This is a genomic window from Cronobacter universalis NCTC 9529 (genome assembly GCF_001277175.1).
GTDB classification, from domain to species: Bacteria; Pseudomonadota; Gammaproteobacteria; order Enterobacterales; family Enterobacteriaceae; genus Cronobacter; species Cronobacter universalis.
On sequence record NZ_CP012257.1, the window covers coordinates 1702870 to 1715822 of the forward strand.

The 12953-nt window shown below is 58.3% G+C and carries 12 protein-coding genes; 9 read left to right on the forward strand and 3 right to left on the reverse strand.

The window, feature by feature from the left end:
- Positions 1–325: 325 nt before the first annotated feature.
- From hinT to AFK65_RS07810, 8 genes are all read left to right on the forward strand, one after another.
- Positions 326–685 carry a purine nucleoside phosphoramidase gene (gene hinT, locus AFK65_RS07775; RefSeq protein ID WP_007707936.1) on the forward strand — a complete coding sequence of 120 codons (360 nt, stop codon included), beginning with the start codon at positions 326–328 and terminating at the stop codon, positions 683–685.
- Position 686: 1 nt separating this feature from the next.
- Positions 687–1061: a YcfL family protein gene (locus tag AFK65_RS07780; RefSeq protein ID WP_032804500.1), complete on the forward strand. Its 375-nt coding sequence runs from the start codon at positions 687–689 to the stop codon at positions 1059–1061.
- Positions 1062–1069: 8 nt separating this feature from the next.
- Positions 1070–1735 (forward strand): penicillin-binding protein activator LpoB, encoded by a 666-nt coding sequence (lpoB, locus tag AFK65_RS07785; protein ID WP_038857449.1) that lies wholly within the window; start codon positions 1070–1072, stop codon positions 1733–1735.
- A complete protein-coding gene (thiK, locus tag AFK65_RS07790) occupies positions 1713–2531 on the forward strand; it encodes a thiamine kinase (RefSeq protein ID WP_038857447.1) in 819 nt (272 codons plus the stop codon). The genes lpoB and thiK overlap by 23 nt, the downstream gene beginning before the upstream one ends.
- A 17-nt stretch (positions 2532–2548) precedes the next feature.
- Entirely contained in the window at positions 2549–3574 is a 1026-nt protein-coding gene (gene nagZ, locus AFK65_RS07795) for a beta-N-acetylhexosaminidase (protein ID WP_038857446.1), read from the forward strand.
- Positions 3575–3612: 38 nt separating this feature from the next.
- Positions 3613–4155, forward strand: coding sequence for an alpha/beta hydrolase YcfP (ycfP, locus tag AFK65_RS07800; protein WP_007707945.1), 543 nt, complete (start codon positions 3613–3615; stop codon positions 4153–4155).
- 236 nt (positions 4156–4391) lie between these two features.
- On the forward strand, positions 4392–5696 hold the full coding sequence (locus tag AFK65_RS07805) for an NAD(P)/FAD-dependent oxidoreductase (RefSeq protein ID WP_007707948.1): 1305 nt from the start codon (positions 4392–4394) through the stop codon (positions 5694–5696).
- A gap of 185 nt (positions 5697–5881) precedes the next feature.
- Positions 5882–6421, forward strand: a complete 540-nt coding sequence (locus AFK65_RS07810; RefSeq protein ID WP_007707951.1) for a glycine zipper 2TM domain-containing protein — start codon at positions 5882–5884, stop codon at positions 6419–6421.
- Positions 6422–7065: 644 nt separating this feature from the next.
- Here AFK65_RS07810 and AFK65_RS07815 read toward each other — a convergent pair.
- The gene (locus AFK65_RS07815; protein ID WP_038857445.1) at positions 7066–7695 is read right to left on the reverse strand and encodes a TetR/AcrR family transcriptional regulator; all 630 of its coding nucleotides are present in this window, start codon (positions 7693–7695) and stop codon (positions 7066–7068) included.
- 252 nt (positions 7696–7947) lie between these two features.
- Here AFK65_RS07815 and bhsA point away from each other — a divergent pair, with 252 nt between their 5' ends.
- On the forward strand, positions 7948–8205 hold the full coding sequence (gene bhsA / locus AFK65_RS07820) for a multiple stress resistance protein BhsA (protein ID WP_007707967.1): 258 nt from the start codon (positions 7948–7950) through the stop codon (positions 8203–8205).
- Between the two features lie 55 nt (positions 8206–8260).
- On the opposite strand, the gene ldtC is transcribed toward bhsA, so the two are convergent.
- Together ldtC and mfd are read right to left on the reverse strand one after the other, a co-directional pair.
- Positions 8261–9235, reverse strand: a complete 975-nt coding sequence (gene ldtC / locus AFK65_RS07825; protein WP_007707969.1) for a L,D-transpeptidase LdtC — start codon at positions 9233–9235, stop codon at positions 8261–8263.
- A gap of 133 nt (positions 9236–9368) precedes the next feature.
- On the reverse strand, positions 9369–12815 hold the full coding sequence (gene mfd / locus AFK65_RS07830; RefSeq protein ID WP_007707974.1) for a transcription-repair coupling factor: 3447 nt from the start codon (positions 12813–12815) through the stop codon (positions 9369–9371).
- Between the last annotated feature and the right edge of the window lie 138 nt (positions 12816–12953).

Below are 12953 nucleotides of genomic sequence, written 5' to 3' on the forward strand. Positions count from 1 at the left end.
AATGATGCTGCGCATCAGGCTGTTGTAATACGACGCTTTTCGGCGGCTTCCTGGCCTGATGAAAAGAGATCGCGGGACTAAAACAACGTTCCACTGTCAATAAGAATGAGAAATATAATCATTTGTCTTTGCGGTGTAAACAAATGTAAGAGGTGTGACAAACCGACAGCTAAGCGGGGCGGGAGACGCGTCAGGCGCCGTGGCGATCGGCCAGGCGCATGGCGCGCCATAAATATCCGCTTTATAAAGAAAAACCGGGGCAAAGGTTGAAAGGAAGCGATTATCTCGCTCATACTCTTAACGTTTATCCAAGAAGGAAAAAATCATGGCCGAAGAAACCATTTTCAGCAAAATTATTCGTCGCGAAATTCCTGCCGACATCATCTATCAGGATGATCTCGTTACCGCGTTTCGCGATATTTCTCCCCAGGCCCCGACCCACATCTTAATCGTCCCGAACGTGCTGGTGCCGACGGTCAATGACGTCACGGCGGAACATGAGCAGGCGCTGGGGCGTCTTTTTACTGCCGCGGCGAAAATCGCGCAACAGGAAGGCATCGCGGAAGATGGCTATCGCCTCATCATGAACTGCAATCGTCACGGCGGGCAGGAGGTTTACCACATCCATATGCATCTGGTTGGCGGCCGCCCTCTGGGGCCGATGCTTGCGCATAAAGGCCTCTGAGATGGGGCGCGCACGTACAGGCTTATTGCTGGCCGCGCTGCTGATGGCAGGCTGCCGCTCCGCGCCGACCATACCCGTCAGCGACGATCAGGCGGTGGTGATGGAATCCAGCGTGCTGGCGGCGGGCATTACCGCTGAAAAACCAGACTTTTCTTTGCAAAACGGCAAGCCTGTCGCCGCCGCCACCATTTACAATAACAAAGACGCGCCCGTTACCGTGCACTACCGCTTTTACTGGTATGACGCCCGCGGGCTGGAAGGTCAGCCGCTGGAAGTCCCGCAGACGGTCGTTATCCCGGCCCAGAGCCGCGTGACGGTAAACGGTCAGACTGACTATCTGGCGGCACGGAAAGCCCGTCTTTATCTCTATCTCTGAAGGGGGAAATGTTGAACAGAATGTATCGCTATGCGCTGCTGGCGACCGTCGCCCTGGCGCTGTCGGGCTGTATTATGCCCGGCGAGCAGAAACCGGCGCCGGTAGAACAAGCGCAGCCAGGCACACAGCAACCGACGCAGCCTGTACCAGAGCCGACGCAGCCGGTACCGACGGTGCCGTCCGTGCCGTCGATCCCGGCGCAGCCAGGCCCGATTGAACATCAGCCAGAAAACGCGACGCCTGAGCCAAAAGCGCGTACCTATGACTGGAACAGCGCAATGGCGCCGATGGTCGGCAAAATGTTGCAGGCCGACGGCGTGAACGCAGGCAGCGTACTGCTGGTGGACAGCGTTAACAACCGTACTAACGGCTCGCTGCAAACCGGTCCGGCTACCGAGGCCCTGCGCGGCGCGCTGGCGAACAACGCCAAATTCACGCTGGTTTCCGCACAGCAGCTTTCGATGGCGAAGCAGCAACTGGGCCTTTCGCCGCAGGATAGCCTCGGCTCGCGCAGTAAAGCCATCGGCATCGCCCGCAACGTGGGCGCGCAGTACGTGCTTTACGCCAACGCCAGCGGCAATGTGAATGCGCCTACGCTGCAAATGCAGCTGATGCTGGTACAGACCGGCGAAATCATCTGGTCAGGTAAAGGTGCCGTTCAGCAAACCCAGTAATCTGAGCCCGGAAGGGTTCTTAGCGCAAAGTTTTCCGGCGGCTTCGGCCGCCGGTGTCGTTTGTGCGCTACCCGGCCTCAGCGACGGCGCCTGGCAGGTGGTCGTCGATGGCGAATCGCTGGTGGCGCGCCGCGACGCGCGCAAAAGCCGAGCCCGCAGTCCGCGGCAGTATCGCGCGCTGAAACGGCTGCCCGCGACGCTCGCTCCGCGTCCGCGCTGTTGCGTCAACGGCTGGCTGGCGGTCACGTTTTTACCCGGCGAGATCCAGGACGCGCTGCCGCCGGTGCCGCAACTCGGCGCGCTGCTGTATCATCTGCACCAGCAGCCGTGTCTGGGCTGGCGTATCGAACTGCTGCCGCTTCTGCGGCGCGACTGGCAGCAGAGCGCGCCGTCGCGCCGCACGCGCTTCTGGCTGCGTCTGCTGCGCCGTTTGCGCCGCACGGGCGAGCCGCGCCCGCTGCGCCTCGCGCCGCTGCATATGGATGTCCATCCCGGCAATCTGGTCTGGCAGCCGAACCGGCTCATGCTCATTGACTGGGAATATGCCGGCGACGGCGATGTGGCGCTGGAGCTCGCCTGCGTCTGGCTTGATGACGAGGCACGACAGACGCTCATTACCGATTATGCGCGCCGCGCGGCGATCGACGAGACGCAACTGCGCCGTCAGGTCGCGCGCTGGCGTCCGTGGAGCGGGTTGCTGATGGCGGGCTGGTATGAGCGCCGTTTTCAGGAAACCGGCGACCGCACATTTATCACACTTGCAGACGAGGCCTGGCGCCAGCTGCAAACGCGTTAACACGAAGGGAGAGAAACATGGGTCCGGTCATGCTGGATGTGGAAGGCTTTGAGCTTGATGCCGAAGAGCGCGAAATCCTCGCGCATCCGCTGGTGGGAGGGCTTATCCTCTTTACCCGCAACTATCACGATCCCGAGCAGTTGCGTGAACTGGTCCGCCAGATCCGCGCGAGCGCCCGCAACCATCTGGTGATTGCCGTAGACCAGGAGGGCGGGCGCGTACAGCGTTTTCGCGAGGGCTTTACCCGCCTGCCGGCGGCGCAAAGTTTCGCCGCGCTGCTGGGCATGGACGCAGGCGGCAAACTGGCGGAAGAGGCCGGCTGGCTGATGGCCTGCGAAATGATCGCGATGGATATCGATATCAGCTTTGCGCCTGTGCTGGATGTCGGGCATCTCAGCGCCGCGATTGGCGAGCGTTCTTTCCACGATAAGCCTGAAAAGGTGCTGGCGATGGCGAAGCGTTTCATCACCGGCATGCAGAGCGCGGGTATGAAAGCGACCGGCAAACACTTCCCCGGCCACGGTGCCGTGAGCGCCGATTCCCATAAAGAGACGCCGCGCGACCCACGCCCGGCTGAGGAAATCCGCCGCCACGACATGCTGCCGTTTCGCGAGCTTATTAGTTACAACATGCTTGATGCGGTGATGCCGGCGCACGTCGTCTACAGCGACGTCGATCCGCTGCCGGCGAGCGGTTCGCCTTACTGGCTGAAGCAGGTGCTGCGCAAGGAGCTCGGTTTTGATGGCGTGATTTTCTCAGACGATCTGTCGATGGAAGGCGCGGCTATTCTCGGCAGCTATGCGGAGCGCGGCCAGGCGGCGCTGGATGCCGGTTGCGATATGATCCTTGTCTGTAATAATCGTAAGGGTGCCGTAAGCGTTCTTGATAACCTGTCACCGATCAAAGCAGAGCGTGTTACACGTTTGTATCATAAAGGTGTAATTACGCGTCAGGAACTGATTGCGTCGGCGCGCTGGAAGCAGGTAAGCGGCGAGCTTACCGCGCTGCATGAGCGCTGGCAGACGCACAAGGCGGGGCAATAACGCTTGCCCTGAAGCTGCTACGCTGGGATGAGAATGCGATGATTATCTACTTACACGGTTTCGATTCAAACAGTCCGGGTAACCACGAGAAAGTGCTGCAACTGCAGTTTATCGACCCGGACGTGCGGCTTATCAGCTACAGCACGCGCCACCCGAAACACGATATGCAGCATCTGCTGCGCGAAGTGGACAAAATGCTGCAGCTGAACGTCGATGACCGCCCGCTCATCTGCGGCGTGGGGCTCGGCGGTTTCTGGGCGGAGCGCATCGGCTTTTTATGCGACATCCGCCAGGTGATTTTCAACCCGAACCTGTTTCCGTATGAAAACATGGAGGGCAAAATCGACCGTCCGGAGGAGTACCTCGATATCGCCACCAAGTGCGTCGAGAATTTTCGTGAGAAAAACCGCGATCGCTGCCTGGCCATTCTTTCCCGCGAGGATGAAGCGCTCGACAGCCAGCGTTCCGCCGAGCTGCTGCATCAGTATTATGAAATCGTCTGGGACGAAGAGCAGACGCATAAATTCAAAAACATCTCGCCGCATCTTCAGCGTATCAAGGCGTTTAAAGCGTTGGGGTAATCCCGACGTCACGCCGACATTTTGCATTACCGAACAAACGGGTCAGCCAAACGCTGGCCCGTTTTTGTTTAACTTTAATGCATAAAAATTGATGCACATCAAATTTGGTATGACCAATGCACCGTTCATGTTATGCTCATACTTGTTGTGAGCGGTGTTGCTAAACTATTGTTAATTAAAAGCTATTTTTAATAACTTTGAATTAACAATTAGTTAAACACTTTAAGGGGGTCACGTTGACTACGCCATTAAGAAAGATCGTTATCGTGGGCGGCGGCGCCGGCGGACTGGAGCTCGCAACGCAACTCGGTCACAAACTGGGCCGCGGCAAAAAAGCGAAAGTCACGCTTGTCGATCGCAACCACAGCCACCTGTGGAAACCGCTGCTGCACGAAGTGGCGACCGGTTCGCTGGATGAAGGCGTCGACGCGCTGAGCTATCTGGCGCACGCGCGCAATCACGGTTTCCAGTTCCAGCTCGGTTCAGTGGTAGACATTAACCGCGAAGCCAAAACCCTGACGCTTGCCGAACTGCGTGATGAAAAAGGCGAGCTGCTGGTGGCTGAACGTAAAGTGCCTTATGACACGCTGGTCATGGCGCTCGGCAGCACCTCTAACGACTTCAATACGCCGGGTGTGAAAGATCACTGCATCTTCCTCGACAATCCGCATCAGGCGCGCCGTTTCCATCAGGAAATGCTCAACCTGTTCCTGAAATATTCCGCTAACCTTGGCGCTAATGGCAAAGTGAATATCGCGATTGTCGGCGGCGGCGCGACGGGCGTTGAGCTCTCCGCTGAGCTGCACAACGCGGTGAAACAGCTGCACAGCTACGGTTATAAAGGGCTGACCAACGAAGCGCTGAACGTGACGCTGGTGGAAGCGGGCGAGCGTATTCTGCCTGCGCTGCCGCCGCGCATCTCCAGCGCCGCGCATAATGAGCTGACCAAACTCGGCGTGCGCGTGCTCACCAACACCATGGTGACCAGCGCGCAGGAAGATGGCCTTAACACCAAAGACGGCGAATTTATCCAGGCCGACCTGATGGTCTGGGCGGCAGGCATCAAAGCGCCGGATTTCATGAAAGAGATTGGCGGCCTGGAAACCAACCGCATCAATCAGCTGGTGGTGGAGCAGACGCTGCAAACCACGCGCGACCCGGATATTTTTGCCATCGGCGACTGCGCGTCCTGTCCGCGTCCGGAAGGCGGCTTCGTCCCGCCGCGCGCCCAGGCGGCCCACCAGATGGCTTCCTGCGCGCTGGATAACATCCTGGCGCAGATCAAAGGCAAGCCGCTTAAGCCATATGTCTATAAAGACAAAGGCTCGCTGGTGTCGCTGTCGAAATTCTCGACCGTCGGCAGCCTGATGGGCAACCTTATGCGCGGCTCGATGATGATCGAAGGGCGCATCGCGCGCTTTGTCTACATCTCGCTGTACCGTATGCACCAGATTGCGCTGCACGGTTACTTCAAAACCGGCCTGATGATGCTGGTGGGCAGTATTAACCGGGTGATCCGCCCGCGCCTGAAGCTGCATTAACAGAATCCTCCGCCTCTGTCACACAGGGGCGGATGACATTTTATTTCCGTCACATTTTCCCTTCAGACTCCTCTTAATCCGCTGATCCGCCCCACGTTATCCTGTTTTTTGAGTCGTTTTCCGATAGGCCATCTGTGGCGTTAATTGCAAAATTGTTACTAATTGCACAGCCGGGAGGAATTCCTGTGAATAAATCAATGTTAGCGGGTATTGGTATCGGGGTAGCAGCTGCGCTGGGCGTAGCGGCGGTGGCCAGTCTGGATGTTTTCAGTTCTTCGCCGAAGTATGCCCAGGTGGTTTCAGCCACCCCTATCAAAGAGACGGTGAAAACGCCGCGTCAGGAGTGCCGTAACGTCACTGTCACGCACCGCCGTCCGGTTCAGGATGAAAATCGTCTGACCGGTTCGGTGCTGGGCGCGGTCGCCGGCGGCGTTATCGGTCATCAGTTCGGCGGCGGGCGCGGTAAAGATGTCGCGACGGTCGTGGGCGCGCTGGGCGGCGGCTATGCCGGCAACCAGATCCAGGGCCACCTGCAGGAAGGCGACACCTACACCACGACGCAGCAGCGTTGTAAAACCGTGTATGACAAAGCAGAGAAAATGCTGGGTTACGATGTGACATACCGCATCGGGGAAGAGCAGGGCAAAATCCGTATGGATAACGATCCGGGCAGCCGTATCCCGCTGGACAGCAACGGGCAGCTGGTGCTGAATCAGAAAACCTGACAATAAAATAGCGTTACGCAACGATTGCCCCTCCCGCACTCAGGCGGAGGGGCTTTTTTTTGGTTTGGGCAGGTGAATGAAAATGGCTGGATACCTGTAAAAACGCGTATGCCTCACGGTGAAGCAAGGCATAAGCGTTTAAGCATAATTACATAGCATTGTGTTGTCTGAATAAAATAAAACCAGTGATCAGCACTGATAAAAATGCGAACAGAATAGAACCACCGCAGAACAACCAAAGGCCAAATAACAATGTTATTACTATTAGCACCTTAAATAATGGTAATAGCAAAACCATGTTCATCTTCCTTCTGTAGGTGTATAGCCAAAAAGCGTCTCGTGCCTTCCATATCTGAAACTCGATACACCACGGATACTGTGTGGAAAAACGTCCTCGTCCCTGCACGGCCCCGTCTTCATGACGTAAATAGCTCCTGTTCTAATAATTGGTGGTGCTAATTAATTAGCACACGAATAATCATTTCTTTAACGGTAAAAGAGTAGCCATTCTGGAGGATATATTTGCCAGTTTTTACCTATTAATAATACGTGCAGAAAGGCAGTCAGCGGGAATGAGATATTCACTAAAGATATAAGGGAGAAGCGTGAGCGACGGATGTCGCCCACGAAGCAGCAGAAATGCTTTACAGAAGGTGCGGCCACAACCGCATGGTCATATTCACAATATCAATCAATTCTTCCTGCGTAGCGCCTTCACGGGCGCTGACAGACATGCCATGCACCAGGCAACTGATAAAGCGCACCAGCGCGGGCAGGTTGCAATTTTGCGGAATTTCATTCTGCGCCTGACGCTCGCTTAAAAAACGCAGCAAAATCGCTTCGCGTTGCGTATGGCGCGCTTTCAGCGTGGCGGCTATCTCTTCAGACGACGCCGCAAGCGCGGCGGATGTCGTCACCATAAAGCAGCCAGCAGGGGTCTCTTTGCTGGCGAAGCAGCGTGCGACCGCGCAGAGGTAATCATGCAACGCCTCGTCAACGCGTTTATCGGCGCGGAACAGTAACGTTTCCTGCTGCTGCGCGAAGCGCGCGATGTAGCGATCGAGCACAGCGCGGAACAGCCCCTCTTTATTGGTAAACTCCGCGTACAGCGTCGGGGCCTTGGCGCCGGTCGCTTCGACGAGATGCGCGAGCGACGTGGCTTCGTAACCGTGCTGCCAGAAGAGTGCCATGGCCTTATCAAGCGCCGCTTCCCTGTCGAACACTTTTGGTCGGCCACGGCTTTTTTTTGCGCAACTTTGGGCTTCTGTTGTCATAGTGCCGTTTAACCTCTTGATGTAAACCTGCCCCCAAAATACTCCTTTTTGCCCCCGCAGTACCAGCAAAACCGCGCCATAAATGCTTTTACAGGCGAATCCGGATGGGGTTTCGCAATTAAAATAACGATCGTTAAAAATCATATTGACATGTGATGCAGATCACAACTATCATTTATCTATCGATCGTTAATTAAATAAATTTTAACGACCACCTAACCAAATCCGCATTACAAAAGAAAGGGTACCCACATGAAAAACGTAAAAGCACTGTTAGCCGCCGCGGTTCTGAGCTCTCTGTCCTTTGCAAGCGTCGCCGCCGTTCAGGTGCAGTCCACCCCGGCAGGCCAGCATAAAGCGGGCACCATTTCCGCGACCGCCGGCACCAACCTGTCTTCGCTGGAAGCCGAACTCGCGCAAAAAGCTGACGACATGGGCGCGAAATCGTTCCGTATTACCTCAGCGAACGGCCCGAACAATCTGCACGGCACCGCGGTTATCTATAAATAAGCCGTCACGGTCACCTGTTAAAAGGCCCTGTCTCCGGACAGGGCCTTTTTTCGTTTCAGATGGCGTCGCTGGCAGGCGCTGGCGGATGCGCGGTGACGTTAACCGGCACGCCGGAGCGCAGGCGCAGGGCGTGTTCCATCACCTCGCGGTCGGTCTGCGGGGCGGCTGCAAAAGTTTTCAGCGTCGCGTCCAGCACGATCGGTAGCGTTTTCGGGTCATCCTCAATGCGTTTCGACAGCGGCTGATGCACCTCGACAACATGCCGACCGTCCGGCTCGATCGAGGCTTTTACCGGCGCGTTGATGATATTCACGCGCGTGCCGACCGGCACCACGCTGAACAGGTGTTTGATGTCGTCATCGCGCAGGCGGATACAGCCGGAGCTGACGCGCATCCCGATGCCGAAATCGGCATTCGTGCCGTGCAGCAGATAGACGCCGCCGTAGGCCGCAAGACGAATGGCGTGGTGCCCCATCGGGTTTTCCGGGCCGGCAGGCACGACCGGCGGTAAATCGATCCCCTGCGCTTTATAACGCGCGCGGATATTGGCGGTCGGCGTCCAGGTCGGGTTGGCGCGCTTTTGCGACACGGTGGTCTGCATGGTCGGCGTCAGCGTGTCGCCATCAAGCTGACCAATGCCTATCGGGTAGACGGTCACGCTATTCTCGCCTGGCGGAAAATAGTAGAGCCGCAGCTCAGCGAGATTAATCAGAATGCCCTCACGCGGCGCATCCGGCAGCAGCATCTGGCGCGGGATGGTCAGCACGCTGCCCGCGCGCGGCACATACGGGTCCACGCCCGGATTGGCCTGCAACAGCGCCAGAAAGCCGACGTTATAGCGTTTGGCGATGGCCTCCAGCGAGCCGCCGTCATCCGCTACCGTGTGATAGAGGGTTTCGCCAATTAACCGGCTGCCCGGCGCGGGCAGGGGATAACTATTCGCCAGCGCCTGGCTTGCGCCAAACGTTATGCCAGCGACCAACGCCAGCCACGACAGCCAGCGCGAAAAACGCGTGTGTTCTCTTTTCATTTACCGATCCCGGAGGCGGAGAAGTTTTTATAATTCATAGATAAAGAGAGAAGTATGGCGGGGCTTCGTCCAGGAAACCCTGGACGATTGCAAAGGATTGTAAAGTTACGCCCCGGGGCGGGGCGTGATCGGATTACGGGAGGGTATGTTCGGCGAGCTGCGCCATAAACTGACGCACCCATTCCATACGCGTTTTCCGCTCTTCCAGTTCGCGGAAGAACTTCAGGCGTGTCGGGCCGTCGAGGCGGTAATGCTGCGGCTCTTTTTGCAGCAGGCCGATAAGCCAGCCCGGATCGACATGGTTTTTCTCGGCAAACTCAATGGTGCCGCCTTTCTCGTTGGCCTCGATTTTACGCACGCCAAGCTTCTGCGCCTGCTGACGCAGGGCGGCGATATCCAGCAGCGTGCGCGCCGGGTCCGGCAGCAGGCCAAAGCGGTCGATAAGCTCCACTTTGATCTCTTCGAGCTCCTGCTCCTTTTTGGCGCTGGCGATGCGCTTGTAGAACGACAGGCGCGTGTTCACATCCGGGATAAACGCCTCCGGCAGCAGCGACGGCATTCGCAGCTCCACTTCCGTCTGCTGGCTGGTGAGATCTTCAAGCGACGGCTCGCGCCCGGCCTTCAGCGCGTCAACGGCGTTTTCCAGAAGCTCCATATAGAGCGAGAAGCCGATGGTTTCCATCTGCCCGCTCTGATCTTCGCCCAGCAGCTCGCCCGCGCCGCGAATTTCCAGATCGTGCGTCGCCAGCGCAAAGCCCGCGCCGAGATCTTCCAGCGACGCGATCGCCTCCAGACGCTTCTGGGCGTCGGTGGTCATCGCCTTTGGCGGCGGCGTCAGCAGCCACGCATACGCCTGGTGATGCGAACGCCCGACGCGGCCGCGCAGCTGGTGCAGCTGTGCGAGACCAAAATGATCGGCGCGCTCGATGATAATGGTGTTGGCGGTTGGGATATCGATACCGGTTTCAATGATCGTGGTGCACACCAGTACGTTAAAGCGCTGATGGTGGAAATCGTTCATCACCCGTTCAAGCTCGCGCTCGCGCATCTGGCCGTGACCGATGGCGATGCGCGCCTCCGGCACCAGATTCGCCAGCCGCTCGGCGGCCTTCTGGATATTCTCGACATCGTTGTAAAGGTAATAGACCTGGCCGCCGCGCAGGACTTCACGCAGGATAGCCTCGCGCACCACCAGATTGTCATACTCGCGCACGAAGGTTTTCACCGCCAGACGGCGCGCGGGCGGCGTGGCGATAATTGACAGGTCGCGCATACCGCTCATCGCCATGTTGAGCGTGCGCGGAATAGGCGTCGCGGTGAGCGTCAGAATATCCACATCGGCGCGCATCGCCTTAATACGCTCTTTGTGACGCACCCCGAAGCGGTGCTCTTCATCGACGATCAAAAGACCGAGGTCTTTCATTTTGACGTCGCTCTGCAACAGCTTGTGGGTGCCGATAAGGATATCGACTTTCCCGTCGGCGGCCTGTTCCAGCACCTGCGCCTGCTCTTTGGCGCTACGAAAGCGCGACAGCAGTTCAATGCGCACCGGCCAGTTGGCGAAGCGATCGCGGAAGTTGTCGTAATGCTGCTGGGCCAGAAGCGTGGTCGGCACCAGCACCGCCACCTGTTTATTGTTCTCAACCGCCAGAAACGCCGCGCGCATCGCCACTTCGGTTTTACCGAAGCCCACGTCGCCGCACACCAGACGATCCATCGCCAGCGGCTGGCACATGTCGCTCAGCACCGCGTTAATCGCCTGCGCCTGATCCGGCGTGGTTTCAAACGGGAACCCCTCGCAGAAGAGCTGATACTGTTCTTTGTCATGCTTAAAGGCGAAACCGGATTTCGCGGCGCGCTGGGCGTAGATATCCAGCAGCTCCGCCGCCACGTCACGCACTTTCTCCGCCGCCTTCTGGCGCGCTTTCGACCACGCGTCGCCGCCAAGCTTGTGCAGCGGCGCGTTCTCTTCGGCTCCGCCCGCGTAGCGGCTGATCAGATGCAGCGACGAGACCGGCACATAGAGCTTCGCGTCGTTGGCATAGGTGAGCATCAGGTATTCCGCTGTGATGCCGCCCGCTTCCAGCGTCGTCAGCCCGGCGTAGCGGCCCACGCCATGCTCCAGATGCACCACCGGCTGGCCGGGGCGCAGCTCCGCCAGGTTGCGGATGAGCGTGTCCGGATTAATGGTGCGGCGGCTCTCCTGGCGACGGCGCGTGACGCGCTCGCCCAGCAGATCGCTTTCACAGATAAACGCGCGCTGGCGCAGGGTGTCGATAAACCCGCGCTCCGACGCGCCGATGCTCAGGTAGCGCTGGCCTTCCTGCGCGTCGTCAAGCCGCAGAAGACGCTTCGGCATGACTTTAATGCGCGAAAGCAGTTCCGAAAGCGCCTCGCGGCGGCCCTCGCTTTCCACCGAGAAAATCACCGGGCCGGTGAAGGATTCCAGAAAGCGACGCAGGCTGTCGAGCGGCGATTTCTGCTGGGCCTGAACGGCGATATCCGGCAGCGGCTGATACCCCAGATTGGTATTGGCGGCTTTGTCGGCCAGCGCCTCGGTTTTCAGCTGCACGCGCGGCCAGGCTTTTAACTGCGCATGAAGTTCATCGGTGCGCAGCCAGAGCTCTTCCGGCGGCAGCAGCGGGCGCATCGGGTCGACGCCGCGGTTTTCAAAGCGCGCCACGGCGTCGGCCCAGAAGCGGTCGGCGCTGGCTTCCAGATCGCCCGTGCTCACCACCAGCGTGTTTTTCGGGAAATAGCTGAACAGCGGCGGCAGCGGCTCGCTGAAGAACAGCGGCTGCCAGTATTCAATACCGGCGGGCAGGGTGCCTTTGCTCACCTGCTGGTAGATATGCTCCGGGTCGCGTTTCACCTCGAAACGATCGCGCCACTGGCTGCGGAACAGCTCAATGGCCGCTTTGTCGGTCGGGAATTCGTGCGCCGGCAGCAGGTTTATCGCCTCAACCTCTTCCAGCGTGCGCTGGGTATCGACATCAAACAGCCGCAAGCTGTCGATTTCATCATCGAAGAAGTCGATACGGTAGGGCTGCTCGCTGCCCATCGGGTAGAGATCGAGCAGCGCGCCGCGGGTGGCGTATTCGCCATGCGCCATCACCTGATCCACATGGCGATAGCCGGCCTGGTCCAGCTGGGCGCGCAGGGTGTCGCGCGAGAGCTGCTGACCTTTTTGCATCACCAGCGCGTGACCATGCAGGAAGCTGTGCGGGCAGACGCGCTGCATCAGCGTGTTCACCGGCAGGATCAGCACGCCGCGCTGCATGCCGGGCAACTGGTAGAGCGTCGACAGGCGCGAGGAGATAATCTCCTGGTGTGGCGAGAAGCTGTCATACGGCAGCGTCTCCCAGTCGGCCAGGTTCATCACCAGGCTTTCGGTAAATTGTTGAATTTCATCGTGCAGACGCAGGGCGCTTTGCATATCCGGCGCGATAAGCACCAGCGGGCCGGCATGGCGTTCCGCCATTTCCGCCACCTCGACGGCGCAGGCCGCGCCGCTCAGTTCACCCAGTTGACGCTGATCGCCCGCTTTGACGGGCAGAGAGTAACGATATTGTTCAGGCATAGAAGGCGAAGCGTGCTCCGGTTGTGCCGCTTGTCCGGGATAAAAACCCGGCGACAGAGTGGGTTAGTGGTTCCATAAATCAGATCTGGGCTTTATTATCGTTGATCACTTTGCATTAGCAACCGTACAAGACGGATT